Here is a 26,083-nt window from a genome sequence, read left to right as displayed (position 1 = left end):
GGGCTCCGCCCGCGACCTTGCCCGGGCATGAGGCTCCTGCGACGATGGCAAGGTGAACATGCCCATTGGCTACTGGGTCCGGCGCCTGGATGCGTCGCTGCAGGCACAACTCGATTCCACGCTGGCCGGTGTCCATCTGTCCAGAAGGCAGTGGCAGGTCCTCAACACGTTGGGCTCCGCCCCCGTCACGCCGGCGGAAATGCGGGATATCCTGCGGCCTTTCAACGCAGCGGACGGCGGCGGAGGGCAGGAGCGGGACCTGGCCGCGTTGGTTCGGCGGGGGCTGGTGCTCCTGCTGGATGGTCGCCTCGCCCTGACCGAGGCCGGCTCCGCTCTGCATTCGGAGGCAACCGGGCTGGCGGAAGCTGCCCGCCGTGAGCTCACGGCAGGCATCGGAGCGGATGAGTATGCCATGGCTGTCAGCGTCCTCGAACGCATGAGCAACAACGCGGACCGGCTCGCCTCGCGATAGAAGCGGTTGGGTGTGCATCCGCACACGCTCATTCACGCCCGGCGCCGCAGCCGTCGGGGAGGTCAGTAACCCGCCAGGGTGATCGGAGCCCTGCGACAGGCAGCACTAGACCCAACAGTTGGCCGCTCCATCGGTGTGCCTGGGAGGAACTGTCTGAATCCCTGCGGCGGGGCTGGCACCACAGAGAGCATTAGTCGCAAGCCCCTGGGCCTTCATGGAATGCTGGGGTCATGACCTCCCGTTCCTCCGCTGTCCCCGCTTTAATGGCTGCCGCCGTCGGCTCTGAAACCTTCAGCCTCCGGCACGCGACCAAAGCTGACCTGCCACAAATTCTGCAGCTACTCGCCGATGATCAGCTGGGATCAACCCGAGAAAGGGCCGACGATCCGGACCCGTATTGCCCGTCGGGGACGATTTAGCGACCTCTACCGTTGGTAGTAGTAAGCGGAGGCTGCGGCGCACCCAGGAGCCCGCTAAGTCCCGGGCCTTGGACTTTTCACACGACCGTCCGCCTTTACCCTCGACGCCGCCCTGTCATCGGGAAAGGCACCGGGTGGCTCACCCGGGCACGAACACCGCCACCACCAGAAGGAGCCGGATTGCTGATTGTCTTGACGGGAATTGACGGATCGGGGAAAACCACCGCCGCACAGGCAACGGTTGCCGCCGAACGGCGGGCGGGCAAGAAGGCGCTGCTGCTTAGAAACTACGCAGGCCGGCGCAGGATGTCACTGCTGAGCGCACAGTTCGGCATACAACTTCACCCGCGGCTGGCCGATGCCGTAGAGACAGCGATCCGCACGGCGAATGTGGTGGTTTCCCACGCCAGGGCGCACAGGCATCCGGGCCTGGTCATCATGGACCGCCACTTGCACTGCCAGCTTGCGCTACGCCAGGCGCGGGGCCTTCCCCGTGGCCGGCTGCTTCCCTTCCTTCTGACGAAGTTTCCAAAGCCTGACGTGGTGGTCCACCTCGTGATCGACCCTGAACAGGCGCATCAAAGAGTGTTGGCGCGCGGCACGGACATGGAAACGCTCGGTGAGCTCCACTCGTTGAGGGCCGCCTACCGATCGATGCCCGAATACGCGCACTTCACCGAACTGGCTGCGTCCGGTACACCGGAGGAAGTGTTCTCCGAACTGGCCATCGCCATCGCCGACGCCGGCAAGAGCCAAGGCGAGCGGCTGGCCCAGGCCCCCTAGACCGTAGTCATCCCATCCATGACGGCGCCCGCATCGAATAACCGGCATGAGCAAGTCGGAGAAGAAGAACCTGCGCTACTGCGATTACTACTGCTTCATGTCACTGAAGGACTTCGCGGCCTGGGTGGAAGCAGACGACGACCGGGAACCCGTCATGTCGTACGCCCCGCCTGCTACCAGGTGAGTTCCTGGGCCTTGATTTCGTAGTGACCGTCACGCTGGGTGAACGTGGCCCGATACCCCCGTTTGACCCCGTTGACCACCATCTGGCAGTCCGTATGCGTGTTCACCTTGATGTTCGGGAAGTTCTTGCACTCCACATCAGAGATCGTGATGCCGGGCTCCTTGGGTTTGGCGCGGGCCTTGATCCGCTCGGCCAGAACCTTGCCGCTGGTCTGCGGATCGAAGACCACCACCGATGGCGGGGGAGTCGCCGTCACTGTGGTCGTCGGTCCCGGCGTGGCGACAGGTGCAGCGCATCCTGTCATGAGGAGTGCCCCGCCCAAGGAAGCTGCGCATGCAGTTCTGAATAAGTTCATGGCCGATCATGTCCATCCGAGGCCCGTCCACAGAGCTGCCCGAGACCCAGGCTGCCCAAACCAAACGATGCACTGCCCGGCTTGGGGAATCCTTGGCCTTTAGGCCACGGTGCTACCGGCGGGAGCGGACGGCGCGAAGAATGCCGCGGATCGAAATGCCGACGGCGCACACCAACGGGGCCAGCGCCGCAAGCACCACCACGGTGTTGGGCCGGAAAGTCATCTGGCCGGCCGGGCTCTTGGCATAGACACCCAGGGGTAAGACGAAGCCGCCGCCCCCGCCGCCACTTCCCCCGCCGGTCTGGGCGTCTTCGGTGCTGCTGCCTCCGCCGAAGCCGAAAGTAACCACCGCGACGGGGATGACCTCTTCCCCTGCGATGTTCATGGCGGGGCCGTACGCCCGGGAAACACCCACATTCTTGAACGTGTCCACGAGGGACGAGAAAGACTCAGACATAGGACCCACCATAGGCAACCGCATCCCCAAGCGCCAGAGCCGGCAGGGCCGCCCCGCCACGATGGGAAAAGCGCGGTGGGCAAGGAATGGGGACCTAAGCTCTGGTTGAGGGCCATGTTCCGCCCTTATGTTTGGAACTGCCGGGCGCAGCCCACGGCATTGGAGACGAGTCACGAGAATCGAGGCACTGGACATGGGGACATCCACGAATGCGGCTTCACGGCTGGCCGACGCACTGGCGATCATCCTTGGCACCGACGGGATTCCCCTGAGGCTGAGGGCGTGGGACGGCTCGGAAGCGGGCCCGGAAAATGCTCCCCTTGTCGTATTCCGATCCCGGAGGGCACTTCGCCGGATGCTGTGGTCCCCCGGGCAGCTCGGACTGAGCCGTGCCTATGTGGCCGGTGAAATCGACGCACCCGGCGACATCTTCGCCGCCTTCGCCGCCCTCAGCTCGGCCGGAAAATTCGCCGAGCCCGGACCGTTCCGGCCGCCGTCTCCCCGCGAAGGGTTCGCGCTGCTCAAGGCTGCCGTCCGTCTCGGCGCGCTCGGGCCCAACCCGGCACCACCGCCGGAGGAAGCCCGCGTGGGCCGGTACGGCAGGCGTCACTCCAAGGGGCGCGACGCCGCGGCCATCTCACACCACTACGACGTCGGGAACGACTTCTACGCGCTCGTCCTGGGCCTGTCCATGGTTTACTCCTGCGCCGTCTGGGAATCGGACGAAGCCGGGCTTGAAGCCGCCCAGGCCGCCAAGCTCGACCTGGTCTGCCGCAAGCTGGGCCTCAAGCCGGGTATGCGCGTGCTGGATGTGGGGTGCGGCTGGGGCAGCTTCGCGCTGCACGCCGCCCAACACTTCGGGGCCGACGTCGTCGGCGTCACGCTCTCAGTCGAGCAGGCGGCACTGGCCCGCAAAAGGGCCGCGGACGCCGGGCTGACGGAGCGGGTGGACATCCGGGTGCAGGACTACCGCGATGTGGACGACGGGCCGTTCGACGCGATCAGCTCCATCGGCATGTCAGAGCACGTAGGGCGCGAACAGATCGAGCACTATTCGTCCCGGCTGCACCGGCTGCTCCGCCCGGGCGGCCGGCTGCTCAACCACGCGATCTCCTGGAACGCCGGACCTACATCACCGGACCCGGACTCGTTCATTCCCCGCTATGTCTTCCCCGACGGCGAGATGCTCAGCCTTTCGGACATGGTCGAGGCGCTCGAATCAGCAAGCCTGGAAGTCCTGGACGTTGAGGCGTTGCGGCGCCACTATGCCCTGACGCTCCGGGCCTGGGTGCGGAACCTGGAGGAGCACTGGGACGAGGCCGTCCGCTCCGCGGGCGCGGGACGGGCCCGGATCTGGCGGCTCTACATGGCCGCGAGCGCCCTTGGCTTCGAGGCCGGCCTCACCGGCGTGAACCAGATCCTGGTCCAGCGCCCGGGCGGTGATGAACCCCCGTTGCGCCGCTCCGCGTGGATCTGAAGCCGAGCGGCCAGGCGCCGGGCATGTCATGGCGGCTGACCTGCGGACCGTGCGAAGCTAGGCTGTCATCATGAGCAATACCGAAGTTGCGCCGCAGGAAATCCTCTGTGAAACAGACATGACATGCGTCGGCGTCGAGATACTGGTTCCGCGGCAGGTCCCGTTGGGCGGCCCACGCGCGATGGACGTGCGGCGCACCCTGCCGCAGCGCCAGCGCAGTCTGATCGGCGCCTGGTGCTTCCTGGACCACTATGGCCCGGACCCGGTCAGCGATTCCGGCGGCATGCAGGTCCCGCGCCACCCGCACACCGGGCTGCAGACCGTCAGCTGGCTGTTCACGGGGGAGATTGAACACCGGGACTCGGCAGGCTTCCACGCAACGGTGCGCCCGGGCGAAGTGAACCTCATGACCGCTGGCCGTGGCATCAGCCACTCGGAATTTTCCACCCCCGACACAGCGGTCCTGCACGGCGCGCAGCTGTGGGTGGCGCTCCCGGACGCCGCACGCCACATGGCACCCACGTTCGAGCACTATCGCCCCGAACCGGTCACCGGAATCGGCTGGACCATGCGCGTCTTCCTGGGCACGCTCGCCGGGTCCGCCTCGCCAGTCGCAACCCACACGCCCCTGCTGGGCGCGGAGATCCTGCTCGAGGCAGGGGCGGAACTGACCCTCGAATCCGACGTGTCCTTTGAACATGGCCTCCTGGTGGACTCGGGCAACCTTGTCCTGGACGGACACGCCGTCGCCAAGGACCACCTGGCGTACCTTCCGGCCGGTCATGCGTCCCTGACCCTGGCCGCGGGCAGTGACGGTGCCCGTGTCCTCCTGATCGGCGGCGAGCCGCTGGGCGAAAAGATCGTGATGTGGTGGAACTTCGTCGGACGCAGCCACGACGAGATCGTCGCGTTCCGGGACCAATGGCAGGCGGAAATCGGTGCCCCGGACGGTTCTGGCCCGGCCTCGGCCGCGGGGGCAGGCACGGACCTGCGGTTCGGCCCGTTTCCGCCCGGGCAGGCTGCGGCCCTCCCGGCTCCGGCCCTGCCGAATGCCCGCATCCGGCCACGCGGCTGAACTGTCCACACCGGCAGGTCCTGCATCCACAAGCCCGCCTGCCGGGCCAATCCGCCCCGCTCAAGGAGACCATATTGACCACGATCACGATCCGACACAACTCGGAACGCAGCCGCTTCGAAGTGTTCGACGCCGACGCACTGATCGGACAGGCCGCTTACGTGGATGACATCGCGGCAGACCAGCGGATCTTCTACCACACGGAGATCAACGAGGAATATGGCGGCCGCGGGCTGGCCGGGATGCTGGCCGCACAGGCACTCGATGAAACTGTCGCCGCGGGCCTCACAATCGTTCCTGTGTGTCCCTACATCAAGAAGTACCTTGGCAAGCACTCCGGCTACGCGGCGAACGTGGTACGGCCCACCCCGGCGCATCTGCGGTTCCTGAGCGCCTCGCTGGCCCAACGCGTCCGGCAGTAGCCGCCTCGAGACTCACGTGCGCCTTGAGACTCACGTGTGCGCGACAAACCGCTCCACACGCCGGTCAGGGATCAGCCAGATCGCGGCGACCACCGTGTAAGCGGCGATCCCCAGGAGCGGATTCACAAAGGTCAGCCCCATCCCCACGATGTACAAGAGAGGCGATCCCTTGCCTTTCCAGTCCTGTCCCATGGCCTGATCCAGGGCACCACCGCGTCCCTGCTGGCTGATCAGCGCCGTTTTTAGGATGTAGTAGGCAATGGCCGCGAACAGCAGATTCAGTCCGTAGACCAGGACGGGGACCTGTGCCAGGCCGGCGTCGTTCATCCATCGGGTGGTAAACGGGATGAGGGAGAGCCAGAACAGCAGGTGCAGATTTGCCCAGAGAACTCCACCGTTGATCCGCCCGGCCAAATGCAGCATGTGGTGGTGGTTGTTCCAGTAGATCCCCACATACACAAAGCTCAGCAGATAACTCAGCACCGTTGGAAGCTCGTGGAGCAACGCCGACCATGTGGGTTCCGCCGGGACATGAAGCTCCAGCACCATGATGGTAATGATGATGGCCAGCACGCCGTCGCTGAAGGCCTCCAGACGGTTCTTATTCACAGTGGCACCCCTGGATCCGGGCATCGTGACCGATGCGTCGCAGGGACCAGCGACGCCGGCGAGCGCGCAGTGCGGGGGCCGGCACGCCAGTCCGCTTATTTGCGAGGAGTCTACGCCGGGAGGCAGCCAGAGTCAGACATTACGGCGGCTATCACCACCTGGCGGGTCAGTCCTTGGGCTGGGCGTCGGCCTCGGCTGCCTCTAGCTCGGCTTCGAGCTCAGCCTCGGCTACTGCTATCGCGAAGCCGAGCGCAGCGGCGATGTTGCCGGCCGCCGCCACAACACGGGGGGTGCCGACAATGGGCGCAACGGCGATGAGGATTCCTTGGACATCCTCCGCCGTGATGCCGACGTCCACCGCCGTGCCGGCGTTGAGGAGGTATGAGGCGGCAGGGGCTTCGACGGCGACGAGTACCGCGATCCGGGCCAGCATCAACTCGCGAGGCTCGAGCGTGGAGCGTTCGAGCGAGACGGCAGTGATGTCGGCGAGGGCGTCGAGGACGGGGGTATCTTGTTCGGCCATGATCATTTCTCCAACTGTTAGCGGGGGTGTGCGCCGACTGACGCGACGTGAGCGGATCGGCCCGACTCGTCATGAACGTAACCCGCCACGACCCGGGGTGGCATCACCCGAACAGCATGAATCGATGGTAAGCCGCCTGGCACAAGAACAGATCGTGTTTTTGTGCCTGCGCTGCAGGCTCGTTCGGCGGTGCGTTGACGATGGGCCGGTTCGGGGCCAGAATCGCAGTAGCTTGAGCCGAGGCGCATTGGCGCGCTCGGCGGGGACTGACCCAGGCAAGCAGTGCCGGTGGCGGTTCCGGACCTAATAGGGAGGTCGCCGATCATGGCCGAGACCAAAAAAGTCAAGCATCCGAGCGTCGAGGAACGTGCTGCGAAGGGCAAGGGCCGCCGGGAAAAGACGCCCGTCTCCAGCCACACCGGGTGGAAGCCTGCTTCCGACCGGCCCGATCCGGTCGCGCTGCTCGAGGAACAGAACCTCACCCGGGAACAGGACCTCGTGCCGGTGCGTCACGGCCGGATGCTGGTCTCACCGTTTACGTTCTACCGGGGCGCAGCCAAGATCATGGCAACCGATCTGAAAGACACTCCCAGGGCCGGCCTGGTGTCCCAACTGTGCGGGGACGCCCATCTGTCCAACTTCGGTGTCTTCGCATCTCCTGAGCGAACCCTGCTGTTCGACCTCAACGATTTCGACGAGACACTGCCCGGCCCCTTCGAGTACGACGTCAAACGGATGGCGGCGAGCTTCACTATCGCGGCCCGCAACAACGAGTACACCAAGGAAGAGACGCATGATGTCACCCTCGCTGCCGTACGGGCGTACCGGGAGGCGATGGCAGAGTTCGCGCAGATGGGCACCCTGGACATCTGGTACGCCCGCCTGTCCGAGGAACAGCTAATGGAAACCCTCGAGCTGGCCGTCGCAACTCAAAAGGGCAAGGCCCTCAAGAAGGCAGCCCACGGGATGGAAAAGGTGGCGAAACAGAACGTCGCCAAGGCCCACACCCGCGACAGCCTGCAGGCACTCTCCAAGCTCGCCGAGCGGGTGGACGGGGAGTACCGGATCGTCAGCCAGCCGCCGATCGTCATTCCCGCACGGGAGCTGGGTGAATCATTCGGCATGTCTGCGGATGGGATTCAGAAGGCGGTTCGTGAGCAGCTCCGTTCCTACCGGGCGACCCTGCCAGACGACCGACGTATCTTGCTGGAGCGCTTCGAAGTCATCGATGTCGCCCGCAAGGTGGTGGGCGTCGGCAGTGTCGGCACGCGGGCGTTCATCGCCTTGCTCCAGGGCCGGGATGAGCAGGATCCGCTGTTCCTCCAGGTCAAGGAGGCCACAAGGTCGGTGCTCGAGGACCACTTGCCGAAGAGCAGGTTCAAGCAGCCGGGCGAGCGAGTGGTGCAGGGCCAGCGGATGATGCAGGCCGCGAGTGACATCTTCCTGGGGTGGACCAAGGGCGTGCAGGACAACCGGTACCTGTATTGGCGCCAACTGCGTGACATGAAGGGCTCAGCCATTGTGGAAGGCATGAAACCGCTCGGCATGAATTTCTATGCCAACGCATGCGGGTGGACCCTCGCCCGTGCCCACGCCCGGTCCGGGGACCCGATCGCAATCGCCGCCTACCTCGGCAAGAGCGACAAATTCGACGTGTCGATCACCGACTTCTCCGAGCGGTACGCGGACCAGAACGAAAAGGACTACCAGGCGTTCGCCGACGCGGTTCGTTCCGGCCGGCTGGAAGCAGTCGAGGGCCTCTGATTCCGGAAGTTCAGGGGAGGCACCGCCGTGGGTGAACGGCTCGAAGGACGACAGGTTTCGCTCTGGGTCGCCACGGCCGGCGGCACTGGCTATCCCTGCCTGGACTCGGATCTCGAGGTCGACGTGGCCGTAGTTGGGGGAGGGATCGCCGGGCTGACTGCGGCGCTGGCCCTCAAACGTGCCGGCCACACCGTCGCGGTCCTCGAGGCCGCGCGCATTGGCACCGGCGTCACGGGGCACACCACCGGGAAGGTCACCTCCCTGCACCGGCTGGTCTACACCGAACTTGCTGACCTGCATGGACCCGACGTCGCAGGCAGGTACGGGCAGGCAAACCAGGCCGCCATCGAGCACATTGCGCGCGTCGTGGCAGAGGAGGGCATCGACTGCAACTTCCGCAGGGTGTCCAACTACACCTACGCAGAATCCGACGACGCACTCACCCGCGTCCGCGACGAGGCCGCCCTGGCCGCACGGCTCGGCCTTCCTTCAGTCTTTACCTCTGACACGCCGCTGCCGTTCGCTGTCCGGGGCGCAGTCCGGTTCGACGGCCAGGCGCAGCTTCACGCGGTCAAGTACCTGCAGGGCCTCGCCCGCGCAGTGGACGGGGGCGGAAGCCACGTGCTCGAGGACTCGCGCGTCACCTCGGTGCGCGATGGTGTGCCCGCCGTCGTCGAGACCGGGCGCGGCACGGTCCGGGCACGCGAGGTGATCATTGCCACCAACGTCCCCGTCGGCGACGGAGGTCTCTTTGCCGAGCGCTGCTACCTGCACCGCTCGTACATCGTTGCCTGCCTGGCACCTGCGGCGCCCCTGGACGGGACCTTCATCAGTGTCGACGAGCCGATGCGCTCAATCCTGGCGATCGACGTCGACGGTTCCCGTTACGTTCTCACCGGCGGCGAGGGCCACCGGGCCGCCGAGACCGCCGATGCTGCCGTCCGGTACCGCCGCCTCGCGGTATTCTCCCGTGAGCGCCTCGGAACCAGGGAGACCAGCTTCCGCTGGTCCACGCAGGACACCATGCCCGTCGACGGGTTGCCCTATGCCGGGACTTTGACCCCGACGGCGGGGCACGTTCATGTGATCACCGGGCTGCGCAAGTGGGGCCTGACCAACGGCACCGCCGCCGCGCTGGTCCTGGCCGACACGCTCACGGGGCGGCACAACCCCTGGGCGGCGGTCTTCGACACCAACCGCATTCCGGCGACCGGCCAGGCCGTCGGGAAGAGCGGCCACCCGGACCAATCGCAGCCGGACCAACCGACCGTCGCCGGGCTGCGTCCGGGCGAAGGTGCCGTAGTGGAGATCGACGGCGAAATGACCGCCGTCTACGCCGGCCCTGCCGGGGAGCTCCTCGCCGCCTCGGCCATTTGCACGCATCTGGGCTGCACTGTCGCGTTCAACGCGGACGACTCGACCTGGGACTGCCCCTGTCACGGCTCGCGGTTTGCCGCGGACGGCGCAGTCATACAGGGCCCTGCGGCGGTGAACCTGGCGCCGAGACCCGCACCGCGTTAAGTGCCCGCCGGGGTGTCGGCGCATGAGGCGGGGGAGCTGGCCGCCGCGTTGAGGGCCGCCCGGCGGAGCCGTTCCAGCTCGACGACGTCCCGCCCGAATGAAAAGGCCAGCAGCCCAAGCGCGGCGCCCAGGACCATGGCTCCCAGGGCCGGAGGGACGCCCGGCAACAGGGCGAACAACAGGGCCGCGGGCTGGGTGGCTCCGATGATCCTGCGTACGGTGCTGGACGGCAGCGGATTCTTCAGGGACGGCCGGAACCAGGCTGCTGCGAGGAACGCGTAGTACATCAGCCCGATGCCCAGGGGCCACAGGCCGAACGTTCCCGCCGCCGCGCAGGACAGCACTAGAACAAGCGCGGCGTCCGTGTCCGAGTCCAGCCGTGAACCCTCGGCCGTCGCTGACCCCGTCCACCGTGCTACCCGGCCATCCACGGCATCGAGCAGGAACGCTGCCGTGCCCAGGAGAACCACCAGAGAGCTTGCCGCGGCTCCGGCCATGAAGCCAACCACAGTCTCTGCGGCGCAGCACGCCACGATGGCGGCCCTGGCCAGGGTAACGCGGTCCGCGGGGGTGGAAAACCGGGGTGTCCGCCGCAGAACGGAGCCAGCTGCCCTTACGATCACCGCTGCGCCCGCCGCCAGAGCCAGGAACCAGGGAGCCGGGCCAGTGAGGACTGTCGAGCCGAGCGAGGCCCAGGCCACAAGATAGGCGGCGACAGCGGTCCCGGCATCCGCAACGGCACGGCGGGCGGCCGCTGATGCCAGGCCAGACTGCCCTGCGGCATCGGACTCAGTGCCTGTCGACGAGACTGTCAGCGGGACTGAAGGCGGGCCAGTGGAGGCCGTGCCTGTAGACGTCGTACCCTTTTGTCGCGTGCCCTGTGTCATCGGCTTCAGCCTGAACCACCCCGCCCACATGCTAGCAAGTCTGCTGTACCGGCTTGCTTACTGCGGGGACGTGGTGCGCCGCCCGGCCCGGGCGAAGCCGACGGCGGCCAGAACGGCTCCGGCGCCTTCGGCGACGGCGCTGAGGGACTTCTCGAAAAACCAGATGGGCTCGTACATGGCCGGAAATGGCCCGAACGCGGGGATATTCACGTAGCGGTACGCCACCACTGCGGCAAAGGCACTGAACGCAACGACGAACGCGACGGCGTAGGCGGCCCTGCTGCCGCGCAGCAATACGTACAACCCGGACAGCACAGCCGCGGCCGATTCCAGCAGGAAAAGATTGCCTTGGCCGATACCCGCGGGGTTCCCCGCCTGGTAGCCCGGGGCCAGATGGATGTGGACGGCGGCGTCAATGAACAAGGCGGCGGCCGTGAGGACGCGCAACGTCATGCCGGATCCATAGACTCGCACTGACTGTTCGGGGCTTTGGGCGCTCATTGACGATCAACACCCCGTGCATGCCCGGATGGAACGTGCAGGTGTACGGGTAGGTTCCGGGCTTCGTCGGCGCGGTGAAGTCGGCGGTGACAGCGTCCGGCGAGCATTCATAGCGCACCACTCCGAGCAGCTTGTGGAAAAAGAGCGGATGAACGTACTAGTTTCATTGTGCTCCTACTAGGCAGGAATGGGACCAGATCACCGTGAACGCCGGGCGCGGGAGATAGCGTAGTCACTGGCATGCATTCCACAGCCACGGGAGGGAAGATTGCGTGAAGCTTGACAGCAAGAAGTCCTGGACCGCATCGCTGACAGTGCTCATCGCCTTTGCAGCGAACGTTCTGGTCGCGGTGGCCAAAACCGTGGCCGCGCTCATCTCCGGCTCGGCGTCCATGGCTGCAGAGGCTGCCCACTCCTGGGCCGACACCGGCAACCAGGTCTTCCTGCTGATCGCCGAACGGAAGGCCGCGAGGAAACGGGACAAGGCCCACCCAATGGGGTACGGGCGCGAGGCCTACGTGTGGTCCATGGTCGCCGCCTTTGGCCTGTTTACGGCCGGGGCGGTGGTGTCGGTGATGCACGGCATCCAGCAGTTGCTCACCCCGGAGCCGGCAGGAGACTATGCGATCGCCTACGTGGTGCTGACGGTCGCGTTCGTCCTTGAGGGCGTGTCCTTCATCCAGGCGTTCCGGCAGACCCGGAAGGCGGCGCGCGAGCTGGACCGGAACACCCTCGAACAGGTCCTTAAGAGCTCCGATCCCACGCTGCGCGCGGTCTTTGCCGAGGACGGGGCTGCGCTGATCGGCCTCCTCATCGCCTTCGCCGGGATTTTCCTGCACCAGGTCACGGGATCTTCAGTGCCGGACGCCGTGGGGTCCATTCTCGTGGGTATCCTGCTGGCCGGCGTCGCCGTCGTACTGATCGAGCGGAACCGGCGCTTCCTGGTGGGTCAGGCAGTGACCAGCGATATCGAGGGCAGCATGGCCCGCCGACTCCTGGAGCACCCCGAAATCGAGCGCATCACCTATCTGCATCTCGAGTACGTCGGCCCGCGCAAGCTTTACGTCGTGGCGGCAGTGGACATACTGGGGGACCTCCGCGAACACGACGTGGCCGTGGCCTTGCGCCGCGTTGAACGCGAACTTGAGGACCACGAAACCGTCGAGGAGGCCGTCCTGACACTCGCCACCGCGGACGAGCCCTCGCTGGACTTCCCTGCCCTTGAAGGGCAACGCTAACTCAGGCTCATACGCCGTTCGCCGGCGCGTCCAGGCCGGCCGGTGGCTGCAGAAGAGCCCCCGAGGCCAGCAGCGCCTCGAGAACAGGGGACGGGCTGGGACTGGCAAGGAGGAAGCCCTGCCCCATGTCGCAACCGAGGGAGCGCAGGAGATCCAGCTGCCCGCTGTCCTCGATGCCTTCGGCGATGACGGCCAGGTCCAGTTTCCGGGCCACTTCCAGGATCCCCTCAAGCATCGCTGTGGCCGGGGCGTCCCCAGGCAACCCGGACAGGAAGGCGCGGTCGATCTTGAGAATGTCCGCAGGTAGCACCGCGAGCGTGCTGAGCGAAGAGAACCCGGTCCCGAAGTCGTCGATTGCGATTCGTACGCCGAAGCTCTTCAGCCGGTTAAGGGCGGCGACTCCGCCATCGGCGCTCGTGGCCAGGGCGGATTCGGTGACCTCGAGGATCACTTTGTCGGCCTGCGAAGCGGGGTGGGCCAGGATGCGCTCAAGGGCTGCCAGGTTCCGGTCGCTGGACAACTGAAGCGTGGAGAGATTGACCGAGACCCAGAGGTCCCCGGCCGTGCCAGGGGAGCGGCGCCAGCCGGCGACGTGACGGCTTGCGGTGTCCAGCACCCAGCAGCCGATGGAACCGATCTCGCCGGTTTCCTCGGCCAGGGGGATGAAGTCGGCCGGTCCCAGCCGGCCCAGGGTCGGGTGTTCCCAGCGGACCAGGGCCTCCACTCCGGCGATCTCACCGGTGCCCAGGTTAACCACGGGCTGGTAGTCGAGGCGCAACTGCCCGGCCTGCACGGCTGTGGCAAGGTCCGCCCGGAGGGCGGCACGGAAGGTCATTTCGTCGTAGCCCCGGGCATCGAAGAGCTGGTAGCGGCCCTTGCCGCCGTGTTTGGCCATGTACATGGCGAAGTCGGCCTGCCGCATCAGCTCGGCTGGATCTGCAGTCCCGGCGCCGCGCTGGGCGGCGCCCATGCTGACGGATACCTTGAGCCGGACCTCATCGATGCTGAAGGTGTCGCGCAGCGCGTCCTGGATACGCCCGGCGACGTCGTCCGTCGCCGTGCCGCAGTCATCCATCACGACGATCGCGAATTCGTCCCCGCCCAGCCGGGCGACGAGGTCATGGGCGCGCACGCAGCCCCGGAGGCGTTGGGCTAGCTGAATAAGCAACGCGTCGCCGCCCTCATGGCCCAGGGAATCATTGACGTCCTTGAAGTCGTCGACGTCGATGATCAACAGGCCTTCGCGGTGGTCGCTGCGCCCGGCGCCAAAGCCTTCCTTGCCTTCCGGGTGAGGAGCCCCGGGGCCAAACACGGCGGCGAGGCGTTCGGCGAGAACCGCCCGGTTGGCCAGCCCCGTGAGGGGGTCGTGCGTGGCGCGGAAGGTCAGTTCCAGGTGACTGTCATGCACCGTGGCGGCCATGGAATTGAAGGCCTCGGCCAACTGGCCGAGTTCGTCGTCGCGGACAACGCTGATCCGGTGGCTGTAGTCGCCGGATTGCAGCTTCACGACCCCACGGTACAGCCCCTCCACCGGGCGCATCAGGTACCTGGTCATCCGTCGGCGGAATAGGAACACGCCGCCCACGGCCAGCGCAAAAAGGGCTATGCGGCCGGTCGACACCATCTGCTGGAGCTCGGCACCGTGAGCGACGCCGTCGTCGAGCGCGTCAAGCGAGGCGCGACGGACGTTAGCCAGCAACGCGCGGGCCCTCGCGCCCGATGCGGCAAACGCCGGCGCCTCCGCCACGCGGTTGCCGTGGAGACTGGCCACCTGGCTTCCCCAGAGACCGTGCGCGGACAGTCCCTCCTGCCACGCGGTCCGGGCCTCGCGGACTGCGTCCCGCATGCCGTACGCCACCGGCAGGATCCCGGCGGCGGCATCGAACTGGGCGGAGACGTCCTTTTGCTGCTGCAAAAAGGCGGATGGATCCACTGCCCCTGCGGACAACAGTTGGAGCCCGGCTTGTTCGTGGGCATCAAGGCCGGCCCGCAGTTCGGCGACGGCCTCCGACTCGTCGCGGTGCTGCGCGGCGGCGTGCTGCATATGGTCCGTGACAACACGGACGCCGACGAGGGTTACCGCGGCCCCGGCGACCAGGGCCACGAGTACCAGCGTGAAGGCCCTGGACCATTCACGCTGCAGGCTCCGCGGGCGGGCGGGCATCCCGATCCGCGTCCGCGGGCCCGTCGGTCCATCTGCCGGCTCAGCCGCCCCAGCGTGGGAACGTCCCGGGGAATTTGCGGGGGCCGACGACGACGCAGCAGCAGGGTCCGCCAACCTGCTGTTGGACTTACGCATACTCAGCCTCCGGCCACGTGCCGGCACTCGCCGCATCGTCAATCAAGGAGCGTAGCCGACCTGGCCCCGGCGGGTCATGTCCGGCTACCTCCTGACACTATTGTGAAGCATGTGACAGCAGTGTAGTCGGCGGACGGCCGACACTGTAGCGCAGCGTGCCGGAACTTCACCTGCCAGGTTCGAATTCTCCTGCCTGGCTGGGCCTCCTGCCGGGGGCTAGCTGAGGCAGTCGGCGCAGTACGCGTGGCCGGCCTTCTCCTTGGCCAGTTGGGACCGGTGCCGCACCAGGAAACAGGAATAGCAGGTGAACTCATCCTCTTTTTGCGGAATGACCGTGACGGTCAGTTCCTCGCCGGAAAGATCTGCTCCCGGAAGCTCCACGCCTTCGGAGGTATCGGCCTCGTCGAGTTCGCGGACAACGCTGCGGGCGTCAGGCGCATTCGCCGAACGGAGCGCCTCCAGGGAAGCGTTGCGGGATTCCGCGACGTCGGAGCGTACTTCGTCATAATCGGTTGCCACCTGGTGGTACTCATTTCAGTTGCTGGGGGTGTGATTCAGTGTCTCTCCGGAGATCCGGATCTCCGGATCTCCGGATTGAACGGTACAGCATGACGCCGTGTAAATGCTGGGGACCGGGGGAGTCGTGGCAGTGACTCTCGCGACACCCGGAGGCGCCCGCCCGCGGCGCTGCCCTGCACGCTTCGTTCGCCACTGGTCACCGGGGCGTCACGTGCTGTTAATTTGCGTGCCCTAGCCTGATTCTTTAGGGACCATCCACCTTGGGCACCATCCGCACCATTCGTCGGGAGGGATTCACCATGGCCGATATCGCTGCAGTGCTGGGACGGCTCACGCAGGACGAACTCAATGAACTGCGGTCCCTGGGCCCCAGTGGGCACCTGACCCGGCGCCTCACCGACGCGATCGACCGCGCCGCCGGCGGTCCCGGGGCCGGGCGCGGCTACTACGTCCCCAACGGGAGTGTCAGTTCCACCGGAGGACCCCATGTGATCCTGCGCAGCGATGTCTCGGGCTGGCTGTTCGGGCCGGCCCCGCAGGCCTAACCGGACGGCAATTAGCACCACCCTCTCACTAGACGCACCGGATTCCTTCCAGCCCGGCCCATCAAGGGCCATACTGGCTCAAAGGGAGGGGGCCGGATTGCGGATTCTGATGGTCGAGGATGAGCATGCCCTGGCGGAAACAGTGCGCCGCGGACTGAAGAATGAGGGGTTCGTGGTCGACGTCGCCCACGACGGCGTGCGGGGACTCTCTGCGGCGCTGGAGAACGCGTACGATGCCATCCTTCTGGACCTCATGCTGCCGCGGATGAACGGCTATGACGTCTTGAAGGAATTGCGGCAACGCAAAGTCTGGACCCCGGTTCTGATGCTCACGGCCAAAGACGGCGAATACGACCAGACCGATGCCTTCGACCTGGGCGCTGATGACTACCTCACCAAGCCGTTCAGCTTCTTGGTCCTGGTGGCCCGGATCAGGGCGCTGATCCGGCGCGGAGCACCAGCCCGGCCCGTCATCATGACTCTTGGCACCTTGTCGCTGGACCCCGTCAGCCACAGTGTGCGCCGCGGCGATACCCTCATCAGCCTCACGGCCAGGGAGTACGGGCTCCTGCACTACCTGATGCGACGGCACGACCAGATCGTCTCAAAGGCGGAGATCCTGCAAAACGTCTGGGATCCGGCTTTCGAGGGCGCGAACAACGTTGTGGAGGTCTACATCGGCTACCTTCGGCGCAAGATCGATGTCCCGTTCGGAATCCACACCCTGACCACCGTGCGCGGCATGGGCTACCTGCTCAGCGCCGACCCGATCCCTGGACCCCGTGCCGCCGGGATTCGCGAGGAATGACGTCCACCGGCTCCGCAGTCTGCGTAGGTTCCGGAAGGGGAAAGGCCATCTCAAACCTGCAGTAACCTGCTGGTCCGTCCGTCGGCCGGATGCTCCCATGATGGGCTGCCACAATTCCCGCTGCGATGGCCAGGCCAAGTCCGCTGCCACCGCCCTCCCGGGAGCGGCTGCCGTCGAGCCGGACAAATCGTTCGAAGATCCGCTCCCGGTCCGCCTCCGGAATGGGGTCGCCGTCGTTGTCGACCGTGATGACGACCCGGTCCCCGGCGGTGTGCAGGTTCACGGCAACCCGGGACAGGGCATGGCGGTCGGCGTTGTCCAGGACGTTCCGGAGGACCTGCGCCAGCCGGTGGGCGTCGCCGCGGATCCGTGCCGGAACGAGCTCCACTGTGATCTGGTTCCGGCTGGTGGACCGCAGCCGGCGGATCTCCTGGTCCAGTACGTCGTCAAGATCGACGTCCTTCTGCTCCACCTTCGGGCCGCCATCATTGGCTTTGGCCAGCGTCAGCAGGTCCTCCACGAGGAAGCTCATGCGGGACGTCTCCTCGGCGAGGACATCCTTCATCTGCAGCCACATCGCCCCGGTCGGGTCCGCAGCGGCGATCTCGATTCCGGCCCTCAGCGTGGCCAGCGGGCTGCGCAGCTCGTGGCTGGCGTCCGAGACGAACCTGCGCTGTTCACTGTCCGAGGCCTGCAGCCGGTCCAGCATCGTGTTCATGGTCAGCGCCAAGGCCTGGATTTCGTCGTTGGTGGGCGGCACATCAACGCGCCCATCCAGCCGCTCGGCGTTGATCCGGGCCACCTGGCCACGGATCCGCTCCACCTGGCGGAGGGAACGCCCCACCAGGAGCCACACGGACGCTGCCACGGTGACCAGAAGCAGCGGCGTGGCTCCCAGCATGAACCACGCGACCGTGGAAAGGGTGTCGGCCTGTATCTGTGAGGCCTGGGCCACCACCACCGTATAGCTCAGCGTGCCGGTCCGTGCTCCCACGGTGACGATGTGGTAATCGTCGGTGTCCCCGATGCTCGGCAGGCTCGAGACGTCTTGCGTCATGGTCTGGCCCGGGCCGGGCCGCTGGGCTGAGAGCGGGGCGTTGGCGACCTCGGGATCCGAGCTGGCCAATACGTACCCGGCGGTATCCAACACCTGGACGAACTGGCCGGCATGCGCTGTATCAACGATGTAGGCGCGGGCATCCGCGACGTCCATATCCTCCATTTCGGCGACCACGTCCAGCGCCTTCTGCTGGGCTGCGGCGTCGCTCGATCGCGCCAGGGATGCCTGCAGCAGGATAAGGAGGACCACACCGCCGAGCAGCAGTGCCACGGCAACGACCCCGACGGCGACCGCCGTCGACTGCTTCCGCACGCCCCAACGGATCTCGCCCCTGCCGGAACGGCTGGATGAGGCTCGTTTGCCCACTGCCATGCTCCAAGAATGCGTCAATACGCGGATCCGGACAACCATCACGGCGGCATTGCCGTGGTCTCCCGCCCGGGCCCACACCCCCGGCGGCGGCCGGAGCGGTCCGCGGGCGCGCACGGTCCCCCCGGAATAGGATGCTCTCAGTCCATTCTCAGCCGGATGCGGGACAGTGGAAATAGGCCGAAGAAGGTCGGCCGCCGGCCATCACGGGGCCGTTCGTCCATAGATTCCGGCCGCACGCTCTCCTCAACCAGTGTGCGGCCGGACACGACATTCCTTCGCTACGCCGCAACTTTTGACCACCACGGCTAGGTCCCGGCCCGTCAGGCCGATGAGCCGCGGACCAGGACCTCACGGCCGGGGCGTTACCCGGAGCCAGAGGAACTGCTGGGCCTGCAGGACAAGCCCCGCGTCGAGGCGCAGCCGGGCGCCGGTCAGGATGTCCACGGCGCCGGCCGCGAAGCCGGAAAACGTCACAGCCGCTACCTGCTGCGGGCTGTCGGTGAAGTTGGCCAGCGCGAGGACCAGCGCTCCATCTCCCGGACGCTGGTACCCCAGGACACCCGGGTTGTTCGTGGCGAACCCGACCAGCAGGGTGCCGGCCAGTTCCGGCGTCACGGACCGTACGGAAATCATCCGGCGCAGCCCGGCGTAGACCGCCCCGGCGGGGGTTTCCTGGTCCGCACGCTGCGCGTAGTCGTCGGCCGGGTAGTGCGGCCGGTGCACCCAGCGGCTGTCCGTTCCGTGGCCTTCCTCGACGGCGTACTGGTAGTCGTTGGACTGTCCCACTTCGTCACCGAGATACAGCAGCGGAATGCCCCCGGTGCTGAAAGCCACCGAATGGGCCAGCAGGATCCGGTTCACCGCCGCAGCTGTTCCACTCTCCAACCCGCACAGCGACGCCGTGGTGCCAGAAATCCGGCAATCGCCGGTGCGGGGGTTGTCCTGAAAGGGCACGCCGCGGGCGAAGCTTCCCGGGAAACGGTTCACGTAGAAGGAATTGAGGAACCGCCGGTGCTCGAAGGCATTGATGCCCAGCTCGGCGGCGTCCTCATCCGCAAACGTCCAACCGATGTCGTCGTGGCTGCGGACGTAGTTGACCCAGGACGTGCCGTCCGGGATATTGTGACGACGCTCCAAGGCCTGGTTGAGGAGCGAAACGTCGCGGGTGGCCAACGCCTCCCAGATCAGGGCCATCTGCAGGGGATTGTAGGAGAGCTGGCACTCGGCGGGGTCGATGTACCGGGCCACCTCATCGGGGTGGACGATCGCCTCGGATTTGAACAGCAGCGACGGCGCGGCCAGCCGGCACACGGCATTGAACGCCTGCAGCAGCGTGTGGGCTTCGGGCAGATTCTCACAGGGCGTGCCGAGCTGCTTCCAAATGAAGGCCACGGCGTCCATCCGGAGAATGTCCACGCCCTGGTTGGCCAGGAACAACATTTCGCCGGCCATGGCCCGGAAGACGTCCGGGTTGGAGTAGTTGAGGTCCCATTGGAACGTGTGGAAGGTGGTCCAGACCCACCGTCCGTCCGGCAAATCGACAAAAGAACCAGGGTGGTCGTCCGGAAAGATTTCGCGCACAGTTTGCTCGAACGCGTCCGGCATCGACCGGTCCGGGAAGATCCAGTAGTAGTCGCTGTACGACGGGTCGCCCGCGGCCGCCTTCCGGGCCCACTCGTGTTCGTCGGAGGTGTGGTTGAAGATGAAATCGACGACGAGGCTGATGCCGTTCGCCCGCAGCTCGGCGGCAAGCTCACGCAGCTGGGCCATGGTGCCGAGCTTAGGATTGACGTCGCGGTAACTGGAGACGGCGTAGCCGCCGTCGGAGTGCGGTTCGGGGGCCAGGAACAACGGCATCAAGTGCAGATAGGTGAGGCCCAGTTCCTTGAAATAGGGGATCCGGGCGCGGACACCCGCCAGGTCCTCGGCGTACCGGTCGACATAGCAGACGCCGCCGAGCATGGTGTTGGCCTGGAACCAGCCGGTGTTGTGTTCCCGTTCGGCGTCGAGGCTCTTGAGCTCCGCCGGCCTCTCGGCCCACGACCGGGCGGACTGCATTACGAGTTCCGTGAGCTGATCCAACCAATCGTGCCGTGCGCCGTAGAGATCGTGGAACAACCGGAACAGGGCCGGGAAATGGCGGTCGAAGCGCTCTTCGAAGACCGCCCGGTCCGGCCCGTCCCACCCGATTCCTGTGCCCGGCGCCAACGCCTGGAGCACATGCCGGCGGGCCTCTTGATCGATCAGGGCGGGTTCAACCATGGAGGTCTCCTTTGACGAACTTCGGCCCCCGACGGCGCCGCGACAGTTGACATCCTTGCAGACGGACGGACCGGTGCCCAGTGCAGGAGCCACGTATCCCCGGGCGTCGTCCGGCTTACGCAGGCACCCGGATGACGAGTGGGTCCATCGCCTGGCCGTCGGCGTACTGGCCGTCGAACAGTTCCGAACCGGCCTGGGATACGGCCACCTCGACGCGTTCCCAGACCAGGAACCCTTCCATGTTGCGGGGCGCGGCCGTACGCAGGGTGCCGACATCCAAGCGGTCCGTCCCGCCGCCGTCGCCCGTGCTGATGGACAGGACCCCGTGCCCGGTCGTGAACTCGACCCACGGATCCAGCAGCCGGACGAACATCATTCCGTGGTGTCCGGCAACGCGGACATCGCCGCGGAAGCGCAGCACGCCCGTGCCGCTGGCGGGGTCGTACTCGGAGCCGGCGGGGGCGAAACAGAACTCCCCGGACGCGGTCACCGTGGCGCCGTCGGCCGCGGAGACGGCACCGTCAGGCAGTCCCGAGATGTAATCCATGAAGCTGCGCTTGATGCCCCAGGTAAGGCCCGGCGGGGGCAGCGGAGCGGGGGAAGCGGACGCTGGTGTCACGTAGGTTCTCCTGGGCTGTCGGGCGGATCTACGTCCGAGCCTAGCCGTGGATCCGCGCCGGGCTGAACTGTTGCTCCGCAGCCGCTTCATCCGGCGTATTTCTCTGACGGCGTAGGCACTCCAGGACTACTGCCGGGGCGGCGGTGGTTGACTTGGATGAGTACCGGTTTGCAGGAGGTGCACAGTGGCCGCGTCCATCAGCAGGGTATCCGGATCCGAGGTGTCCGAAGACCCCCTGGATTCCTATTCCGCAACGGTCATCCGCGTGGCCGAGGCTGTCACACAGCACGTCGCAGCGCTCGAAATGACCGGCAACGGGCGCAACGGCAGGCTCAGGGTCGGTGCGGGTTCGGCCGTGCTGTTCACCTCGGACGGGTATCTGCTCACGAATGCCCACGTGGTGGGCGGCGCCCAGTCCGGCCATGCCGTCTTCGCCGACGGCACCAGCACGGCTGTTGACGTGGTGGGCGCCGACCCGCTCTCCGATCTTGCCGTGGTCCATGGCAGGGCGCCCACGGCGGCGCCGGCGGAAATGGGCGACGCCGAATCCCTTCGGGTCGGCCAGCTGGTTATCGCCGTGGGCAATCCGCTCGGGCTCGCAGGCTCCGTCACCGCCGGCGTGGTAAGCGGGCTTGGCCGTTCCATCCCCGTCTGGTCCGGGCGGAGCCGGCGCGTGATCGAGGACGTCATCCAGACCGACGCGGCCCTCAACCCCGGCAGTTCAGGCGGGGCGCTGGCGGACGCCCGCGGCCGGATCGTCGGCATCAATACCGCCGTGGCCGGAGTCGGGCTCGGCCTGGCGGTTCCAATCAACGCCACGTCCCGGCGGATCATTGCTTCGCTGCTCAAGGACGGCCGTGTCCGCCGGGCGTACCTGGGTCTGGTTAACACGCCGATCCAGCTGCAGCCAAGCGCCGTCGTCCGGACAGGCCGCAGGGAGGGCCTGCTTGTGGTCGAAGTCCTGCCGGGGTCGCCGGCCGAGCGCGCCGGGCTCCGGGCCGGCGACATCCTCCTGAAGGTCGGACAGATGTACGTGTCCAACGCCGAGAGCCTGCAGAAACTGCTGTTCGCCGAAGCGATCGGGGAGCCCTTGGAACTTGCCGTGCTCCGTGACGGCTCGGACCTCAGGCTGGTGGCGGTGCCCGCGGAGATGACCGACAACCAGTAGGGAAAATCCCGCCCAGAGAGGGCGATTTTACCCGCTGAAATAGTCCCGCCGAGGCCGAATTCCTGCCCTGCTTAACTACTTGGGTCCAAATTGCGGCCGCCCGCGGAATTACTTGTTTGGCGCCGCAAATACCTGCCCGCCGCTCCACGTCCTTACTCAACGGTACTGACGCCTGTACCCGTCTTTCTTTGGGCGAAAGATCGGGTAGCGGCATGCCTTGTTGCGCCCGGCCGGGCGTGTCACGGTGTCATTGGAAAGCCGGAGGGAACAGTGTCTCAGTACGGCCTGGTTTCGATGTTGATCCGGCTCTTCGCAGACGATTGAGTTCGTTTTACCTGGGGAAATCGGAGAACATCGTGGATAGCCCAACGGAAATTACACCCTCCATTTCGGTCCGCCTATTCGGATCATTCGAAGTGCGCCGGGACGGCGTGGCGTTGACGGCCGCCGACATGGGGGGATGCAAACCCCGGCACATACTGGAAATTCTTCTGCTGAACCTTGGCACGCCCGTGTCCAAGACCCGCCTGATCGATCTTCTCTGGGGCGCCGGCGCGAGTGATGGCTCCGTGGCGACGCTCGAGAGCTATATCAGCGGTATCCGGCGTGCCATACAGCCAGGCCAGACCAAGACCGGTCCGCTCCGCACGGCCAACAGCGGTTACGTCCTGGACCCCACCCTCGTGGATCTGGATTTGTTCCGGTTCCGTGGACTGGTCCGCGACGCCGGTGAGCTGGCTCCGGATGAGGCGTACCCTTTGATGCTCGAGGCCCTGGAGATTTCCGCCGAGCCACTGCTCGGGTTCGAGCTCGCCTCTGACTGGGCGGAAGAGGCTCGCGCACGCCATGCAGCCGAGAAAGTGGCGCTGCAGATCCTCGCGGCCGAAACGGCGGCCCTGCTGGACAAACCGGACGAGGCCGTCAACCTGGTTCAGGCTGCCATTCGGGCGGAACCCTTGAACGAGCGGGCCTGGACGGTTCTGGTGACAGCCTATGAACAGGCCGGCCTGCCGGCGGAAGGCCTGGCGGCGTATGACCGTTGCCGCAGGCTCTTTGACCGCGATCTTGGCTGCACCCCGGGCCCGGCCCTGCAGGAGGCTCATCTGCGGCTCCTGCGCCAGCGTGCGGAAAGTAATTCCGAACTCTCCGAGGTATTGGCGGCGCTGCTCTACCTGGGTGAGCGGTTGAACGCGCCCAAGAGCCGGCAGCTTCCGGCGGCGGAGTCGCGGCGCATGCATGAGAATGCCGGACGGGTGCTTGATTCCTTCCTCCAGCGCGTCCGGGCCGCGGTCTGACGCCCCGCATCCCCGTCCCCGGCGGGCCGGCAGCGCCAATTTGAAGGGCACAAAAGGCTGCCACCGCCGGGACGAGGAGTTAGCTTGGTCACGTGGCCGGGATTCTCGGGAAATTCCGTCGTGCCGGGCCCCATACTTGGAATGACCCTGGCGGGCAGTCCCACCGCCGGGTGTGAGGAGGGCCCATGGAAACCTTGAAGAAAGTCGTCACGAACGAGTACTTCCCCGCAGCTGCAGTGCTGTCCGGGGTCATCCTGTTCTGGATCCTGGGCCTCTTCGGCGGACTGTCGCTCCTGAGCACCCGCCAGGCCCCGGTGACCACCCTGACCTGGATGATGTTCGTCTATGCCGCAGCGGTGCTCTCGCCCCTGGCCGGGCTCGTCGCCGCCATCGACCTCGTCCGTCGGTGGCTGCGGAACCGGCAGACGAGCGCGGCGGAATCCGCCTAGCTCGCCACGATTAGCCGGCACCGCACCCAGCCCGCAGCGGACCCGGCCCGCAATGTACGCTGTGCCGTCGCCGCCGGGCGTCTTCCGCTACTCGAAGCGGGAAGGATCGCCCATGCCGCGCCGGACGACTTCCGCGACGCCGCTGGAGAAATCGATCACCGTGGTTGGCTCAGCACCGCAGTCGCCGGAATCGATCACGGCATCCACTACGTGGTCCAGGCGCTCCTTGATCTCCCACCCCTGCGTAAGAGGCTCTTCCTCGTCCGGTAGCAGCAGCGTGCTGGACAGCAGGGGTTCGCCGAGCTCGGCGAGAAGTGCCTGGACCACGTGGTTGTCCGGGATGCGCACGCCGACTGTCTTCTTCTTCGGGTGCAGCAGCCGCTTGGGGACCTCCCGGGTGGCGGGCAGGATGAAGGTGTAGCTGCCGGGGGTGACGGCCTTGATCCTGCGGAAGACATCGTTGTCGATCTGGACGAACTGGCCCAACTGCGCGAAGTCCTTGCAGACGAGCGTGAAGTGGTGTTTGTTATCGAGTTGGCGGATGCTCCTGATTCGGTCCAGCGCCTCCTTGCTTCCCAGCTGCGCGCCGAGGGCATAGCAGGAATCTGTGGGGTAAACGATCAGGCCGCCTGAGCGCACGATCTCTACCGCCTGGAGGATGGAACGCGCTTGGGGGTTCTCGGGGTGCACATCGAAGTATCTCGCCATGGCACGAGCTTACGCCCGACGGCGGACCAGTCACCTACTGTGCGGCCCGACCAGGCAGCGGCTCAAGCCGTCCGCGGTCTCAAACATTACGGCCGTCAAGTCTGCCCGAAAGTGTGCCCCGCCGAGGCGTGCTTCAGTCGGGTGCGAACCGCAAGCTGGATGCGTAGTGGGCCAGACCCCTTTCGCGCAGGGATTTCAGCAGGCGAACCGTCTACGAGCGGAGCGGGACACAATATGGGTACTCGTCGTGGATGCGCTGCTTGCATCGGGTTGCTCATCCTGCTCCAATTTGGCGTTGCGGGCTGTGGCCCGCCCACAGGGCCGCTTGATCCCTTTGCTCAGCAGACCGCTCAGTCCTCCGGTTCCGCCACTGCGCCCAGTCCGCCGCCGACTGGGTCCAGTGAGTCGCCTAGTCCGCCGCCGACTGGGTCCAGTGAGTCGCCTAGTCCGCCGCCGACTGGGTCCAGTGAGTCGTCCACTCCGACACCGACAGAGTCCACTCAGACGCCCACTCCGACCCCCACTGAGACTACGCAGTCCCCGACACCAGCCTGCACGTCCCCAACGGCGGTACCAGGCACGCCGCCGCCGCCATGCGTGACGTGTTCGTCGGCAGCGCCGAATGGAACACCGGCAACCTGTGTGACGTGTCCGCCGCCGGGGCCCGACGGGTCTCCTGCGCCGTGCGTGACCTGTCCGGCGGCCTTACCCGACGGACCCCCTGGATCTTGTGTGACGTGTCCGGCGGCCGAGCCCAACGGAACGCAGGCACCATGTGTGACGTGCCCAACCTTGGAACCTGACGGGAGTCCCTCGGGGTGTGTGACGTGTGCACCAGTGGAATCTGGCGGGAGTCCGGCTTCCTGTGTAACGGCCGCAGGACTCGAGCCGAAGGAATGCGCCGTGCCTCAGACGACGCCGACACTCGGAGCGGGGCCGGCAGAGACTCAAGGGGTGACCCCGTCTCCGACTGCTTCGCCATGTTCTTCCTAGTCCGGTTCTCCGCCGGGCTGGGTCCGTCAGCGGCCGTGCTCATCCGCCGATGATGACGGTGGGGCACCCCGGACCCGGAGCAATGGGTGTCCCGTGCAGGCTCAGGTCGCCCACACGAGCGGCGGGAAAGCCGCCGATCATCACGGTCAGGCTGCCGCTGGCGATGCCGTTCGGTGCAGGGGAAACGCAGACGATGCCACCGGGAATGGAATTGGCGACTGCGGCCGGCATCCCCCCGATGAGAACGGTCACCACGGCCGCGGCCGGGGTGACGGGTCCGCCGGCATGCGGTTTGGGGC

General features: G+C 66.4%; 27 protein-coding genes. 14 read left to right on the top strand and 13 right to left on the bottom strand.

Annotated elements, in window-relative coordinates; all coding sequences use genetic code 11:
* Window positions 1-58 precede the first annotated feature (58 nt).
* From AC1DR1_RS17065 to AC1DR1_RS17055, 3 genes are all read left to right on the top strand, one after another.
* Window positions 59-472: a MarR family transcriptional regulator gene (locus AC1DR1_RS17065; protein ID WP_364743725.1), complete on the top strand. Its 414-nt coding sequence runs from the start codon at window positions 59-61 to the stop codon at window positions 470-472.
* 599 nt (window positions 473-1,071) lie between these two features.
* On the top strand, window positions 1,072-1,674 hold the full coding sequence (locus AC1DR1_RS17060) for a nucleoside/nucleotide kinase family protein (RefSeq protein WP_229992177.1): 603 nt from the start codon (window positions 1,072-1,074) through the stop codon (window positions 1,672-1,674).
* A 46-nt stretch (window positions 1,675-1,720) separates the two neighbouring features.
* A complete protein-coding gene (locus tag AC1DR1_RS17055) occupies window positions 1,721-1,858 on the top strand; it encodes a hypothetical protein (protein ID WP_229992176.1) in 138 nt (45 codons plus the stop codon).
* On the opposite strand, the gene AC1DR1_RS17050 is transcribed toward AC1DR1_RS17055, so the two are convergent.
* Together AC1DR1_RS17050 and AC1DR1_RS17045 are read right to left on the bottom strand one after the other, a co-directional pair.
* Complete coding sequence (locus AC1DR1_RS17050; RefSeq protein ID WP_229992175.1) at window positions 1,848-2,162, bottom strand: hypothetical protein; 315 nt, start codon at window positions 2,160-2,162, stop codon at window positions 1,848-1,850. The two genes, AC1DR1_RS17055 and AC1DR1_RS17050, sit on opposite strands and share 11 nt — an antisense overlap.
* A gap of 163 nt (window positions 2,163-2,325) precedes the next feature.
* Window positions 2,326-2,670 (bottom strand): hypothetical protein, encoded by a 345-nt coding sequence (locus AC1DR1_RS17045; RefSeq protein ID WP_229992174.1) that lies wholly within the window; start codon window positions 2,668-2,670, stop codon window positions 2,326-2,328.
* A gap of 193 nt (window positions 2,671-2,863) precedes the next feature.
* Between AC1DR1_RS17045 and AC1DR1_RS17040 the strand changes: the two genes are divergently transcribed.
* The 3 genes from AC1DR1_RS17040 to AC1DR1_RS17030 all read left to right on the top strand — a co-directional run bounded on the left by AC1DR1_RS17040 (window position 2,864) and on the right by AC1DR1_RS17030 (window position 5,644).
* A complete protein-coding gene (locus AC1DR1_RS17040; RefSeq protein ID WP_229992173.1) occupies window positions 2,864-4,147 on the top strand; it encodes an SAM-dependent methyltransferase in 1,284 nt (427 codons plus the stop codon).
* A 70-nt stretch (window positions 4,148-4,217) separates the two neighbouring features.
* Window positions 4,218-5,222, top strand: coding sequence for a pirin family protein (locus tag AC1DR1_RS17035; protein WP_229992172.1), 1,005 nt, complete (start codon window positions 4,218-4,220; stop codon window positions 5,220-5,222).
* Between the two features lie 74 nt (window positions 5,223-5,296).
* The gene (locus tag AC1DR1_RS17030; RefSeq protein ID WP_229992171.1) at window positions 5,297-5,644 is read left to right on the top strand and encodes a GNAT family N-acetyltransferase; all 348 of its coding nucleotides are present in this window, start codon (window positions 5,297-5,299) and stop codon (window positions 5,642-5,644) included.
* A gap of 30 nt (window positions 5,645-5,674) precedes the next feature.
* Here the strand turns inward: AC1DR1_RS17030 and AC1DR1_RS17025 are convergent, their stop codons facing one another.
* Window positions 5,675-6,253 carry a TMEM175 family protein gene (locus AC1DR1_RS17025; protein WP_229992170.1) on the bottom strand — a complete coding sequence of 193 codons (579 nt, stop codon included), beginning with the start codon at window positions 6,251-6,253 and terminating at the stop codon, window positions 5,675-5,677.
* Between the two features lie 166 nt (window positions 6,254-6,419).
* Complete coding sequence (locus tag AC1DR1_RS17020; protein ID WP_229992169.1) at window positions 6,420-6,776, bottom strand: carboxymuconolactone decarboxylase family protein; 357 nt, start codon at window positions 6,774-6,776, stop codon at window positions 6,420-6,422.
* Between the two features lie 324 nt (window positions 6,777-7,100).
* On the opposite strand from AC1DR1_RS17020, the gene AC1DR1_RS17015 reads away from it, so the two are divergent.
* Together AC1DR1_RS17015 and AC1DR1_RS17010 are read left to right on the top strand one after the other, a co-directional pair.
* A complete protein-coding gene (locus tag AC1DR1_RS17015) occupies window positions 7,101-8,540 on the top strand; it encodes a DUF2252 domain-containing protein (protein ID WP_229992168.1) in 1,440 nt (479 codons plus the stop codon).
* Between the two features lie 27 nt (window positions 8,541-8,567).
* Window positions 8,568-10,061 (top strand): FAD-dependent oxidoreductase, encoded by a 1,494-nt coding sequence (locus tag AC1DR1_RS17010; protein WP_229992167.1) that lies wholly within the window; start codon window positions 8,568-8,570, stop codon window positions 10,059-10,061.
* On the opposite strand, the gene AC1DR1_RS17005 is transcribed toward AC1DR1_RS17010, so the two are convergent.
* Together AC1DR1_RS17005 and AC1DR1_RS17000 are read right to left on the bottom strand one after the other, a co-directional pair.
* A complete protein-coding gene (locus AC1DR1_RS17005; protein ID WP_229992166.1) occupies window positions 10,058-10,948 on the bottom strand; it encodes a CDP-alcohol phosphatidyltransferase family protein in 891 nt (296 codons plus the stop codon). The two genes, AC1DR1_RS17010 and AC1DR1_RS17005, sit on opposite strands and share 4 nt — an antisense overlap.
* Window positions 10,949-11,005: 57 nt before the next feature.
* Window positions 11,006-11,401 (bottom strand): hypothetical protein, encoded by a 396-nt coding sequence (locus tag AC1DR1_RS17000; RefSeq protein ID WP_229992165.1) that lies wholly within the window; start codon window positions 11,399-11,401, stop codon window positions 11,006-11,008.
* A 320-nt stretch (window positions 11,402-11,721) separates the two neighbouring features.
* On the opposite strand from AC1DR1_RS17000, the gene AC1DR1_RS16995 reads away from it, so the two are divergent.
* Window positions 11,722-12,687, top strand: coding sequence for a cation diffusion facilitator family transporter (locus AC1DR1_RS16995; protein WP_476992941.1), 966 nt, complete (start codon window positions 11,722-11,724; stop codon window positions 12,685-12,687).
* 7 nt (window positions 12,688-12,694) lie between these two features.
* On the opposite strand, the gene AC1DR1_RS16990 is transcribed toward AC1DR1_RS16995, so the two are convergent.
* Together AC1DR1_RS16990 and AC1DR1_RS16985 are read right to left on the bottom strand one after the other, a co-directional pair.
* Entirely contained in the window at window positions 12,695-14,851 is a 2,157-nt protein-coding gene (locus AC1DR1_RS16990) for a putative bifunctional diguanylate cyclase/phosphodiesterase (protein WP_229992163.1), read from the bottom strand.
* 351 nt (window positions 14,852-15,202) lie between these two features.
* Complete coding sequence (locus AC1DR1_RS16985) at window positions 15,203-15,505, bottom strand: DUF4193 domain-containing protein (protein WP_028276793.1); 303 nt, start codon at window positions 15,503-15,505, stop codon at window positions 15,203-15,205.
* Window positions 15,506-15,804: 299 nt separating this feature from the next.
* Here AC1DR1_RS16985 and AC1DR1_RS16980 point away from each other — a divergent pair, with 299 nt between their 5' ends.
* Both AC1DR1_RS16980 and AC1DR1_RS16975 read left to right on the top strand, forming a co-directional pair.
* The gene (locus AC1DR1_RS16980) at window positions 15,805-16,050 is read left to right on the top strand and encodes a hypothetical protein (protein ID WP_229992162.1); all 246 of its coding nucleotides are present in this window, start codon (window positions 15,805-15,807) and stop codon (window positions 16,048-16,050) included.
* A 97-nt stretch (window positions 16,051-16,147) separates the two neighbouring features.
* On the top strand, window positions 16,148-16,858 hold the full coding sequence (locus AC1DR1_RS16975; RefSeq protein WP_229992161.1) for a response regulator transcription factor: 711 nt from the start codon (window positions 16,148-16,150) through the stop codon (window positions 16,856-16,858).
* Here the strand turns inward: AC1DR1_RS16975 and AC1DR1_RS16970 are convergent.
* The 3 genes from AC1DR1_RS16970 to AC1DR1_RS16960 form a co-directional block, all read right to left on the bottom strand.
* Window positions 16,806-18,284, bottom strand: coding sequence for a sensor histidine kinase (locus AC1DR1_RS16970; RefSeq protein ID WP_476992940.1), 1,479 nt, complete (start codon window positions 18,282-18,284; stop codon window positions 16,806-16,808). The genes AC1DR1_RS16975 and AC1DR1_RS16970 overlap by 53 nt on opposite strands.
* A 354-nt stretch (window positions 18,285-18,638) precedes the next feature.
* Window positions 18,639-20,552, bottom strand: a complete 1,914-nt coding sequence (locus tag AC1DR1_RS16965; protein ID WP_229992159.1) for an alpha-amylase family protein — start codon at window positions 20,550-20,552, stop codon at window positions 18,639-18,641.
* Between the two features lie 115 nt (window positions 20,553-20,667).
* On the bottom strand, window positions 20,668-21,171 hold the full coding sequence (locus tag AC1DR1_RS16960; RefSeq protein ID WP_229992158.1) for an HtaA domain-containing protein: 504 nt from the start codon (window positions 21,169-21,171) through the stop codon (window positions 20,668-20,670).
* A gap of 184 nt (window positions 21,172-21,355) precedes the next feature.
* Here AC1DR1_RS16960 and AC1DR1_RS16955 point away from each other — a divergent pair, with 184 nt between their 5' ends.
* From AC1DR1_RS16955 to AC1DR1_RS16945, 3 genes are all read left to right on the top strand, one after another.
* A complete protein-coding gene (locus AC1DR1_RS16955) occupies window positions 21,356-22,339 on the top strand; it encodes a S1C family serine protease (RefSeq protein WP_229992157.1) in 984 nt (327 codons plus the stop codon).
* A 356-nt stretch (window positions 22,340-22,695) separates the two neighbouring features.
* A complete protein-coding gene (locus AC1DR1_RS16950) occupies window positions 22,696-23,634 on the top strand; it encodes an AfsR/SARP family transcriptional regulator (RefSeq protein WP_229992156.1) in 939 nt (312 codons plus the stop codon).
* A gap of 185 nt (window positions 23,635-23,819) precedes the next feature.
* Window positions 23,820-24,083: a hypothetical protein gene (locus AC1DR1_RS16945; protein WP_229992155.1), complete on the top strand. Its 264-nt coding sequence runs from the start codon at window positions 23,820-23,822 to the stop codon at window positions 24,081-24,083.
* Between the two features lie 87 nt (window positions 24,084-24,170).
* Here AC1DR1_RS16945 and AC1DR1_RS16940 read toward each other — a convergent pair whose 3' ends face one another.
* Complete coding sequence (locus AC1DR1_RS16940; protein ID WP_229992154.1) at window positions 24,171-24,791, bottom strand: L-threonylcarbamoyladenylate synthase; 621 nt, start codon at window positions 24,789-24,791, stop codon at window positions 24,171-24,173.
* 1,032 nt (window positions 24,792-25,823) lie between these two features.
* Window positions 25,824-26,083: PAAR domain-containing protein (locus AC1DR1_RS16935; RefSeq protein WP_476992939.1), on the bottom strand; the 260-nt coding region annotated here is incomplete at its 5' end.

The organism is Arthrobacter sp. P4_F10, assembly GCF_056401435.1.
Note: the sequence above shows the minus strand (reverse complement) of the source record. Positions and strands in the feature narration are given on the sequence as shown.

Coding starts and splice junctions, on each gene's coding strand:
- AC1DR1_RS16945 (WP_229992155.1), top strand. CDS start 23,820: ATGGAAACCTTGAAGAAAGTCGTCACGAACGAGTACTTCCCCGCAGCT.
- AC1DR1_RS17035 (WP_229992172.1), top strand. CDS start 4,218: ATGAGCAATACCGAAGTTGCGCCGCAGGAAATCCTCTGTGAAACAGAC.
- AC1DR1_RS17045 (WP_229992174.1), bottom strand. CDS start 2,670: ATGTCTGAGTCTTTCTCGTCCCTCGTGGACACGTTCAAGAATGTGGGT.
- AC1DR1_RS16990 (WP_229992163.1), bottom strand. CDS start 14,851: ATGCCCGCCCGCCCGCGGAGCCTGCAGCGTGAATGGTCCAGGGCCTTC.
- AC1DR1_RS17000 (WP_229992165.1), bottom strand. CDS start 11,401: ATGACGTTGCGCGTCCTCACGGCCGCCGCCTTGTTCATTGACGCCGCC.
- AC1DR1_RS17005 (WP_229992166.1), bottom strand. CDS start 10,948: ATGACACAGGGCACGCGACAAAAGGGTACGACGTCTACAGGCACGGCC.
- AC1DR1_RS17065 (WP_364743725.1), top strand. CDS start 59: ATGCCCATTGGCTACTGGGTCCGGCGCCTGGATGCGTCGCTGCAGGCA.
- AC1DR1_RS17015 (WP_229992168.1), top strand. CDS start 7,101: ATGGCCGAGACCAAAAAAGTCAAGCATCCGAGCGTCGAGGAACGTGCT.
- AC1DR1_RS17040 (WP_229992173.1), top strand. CDS start 2,864: ATGGGGACATCCACGAATGCGGCTTCACGGCTGGCCGACGCACTGGCG.
- AC1DR1_RS17055 (WP_229992176.1), top strand. CDS start 1,721: ATGAGCAAGTCGGAGAAGAAGAACCTGCGCTACTGCGATTACTACTGC.
- AC1DR1_RS16965 (WP_229992159.1), bottom strand. CDS start 20,552: ATGGTTGAACCCGCCCTGATCGATCAAGAGGCCCGCCGGCATGTGCTC.
- AC1DR1_RS17020 (WP_229992169.1), bottom strand. CDS start 6,776: ATGGCCGAACAAGATACCCCCGTCCTCGACGCCCTCGCCGACATCACT.
- AC1DR1_RS16980 (WP_229992162.1), top strand. CDS start 15,805: ATGGCCGATATCGCTGCAGTGCTGGGACGGCTCACGCAGGACGAACTC.
- AC1DR1_RS17050 (WP_229992175.1), bottom strand. CDS start 2,162: ATGACAGGATGCGCTGCACCTGTCGCCACGCCGGGACCGACGACCACA.
- AC1DR1_RS16940 (WP_229992154.1), bottom strand. CDS start 24,791: ATGGCGAGATACTTCGATGTGCACCCCGAGAACCCCCAAGCGCGTTCC.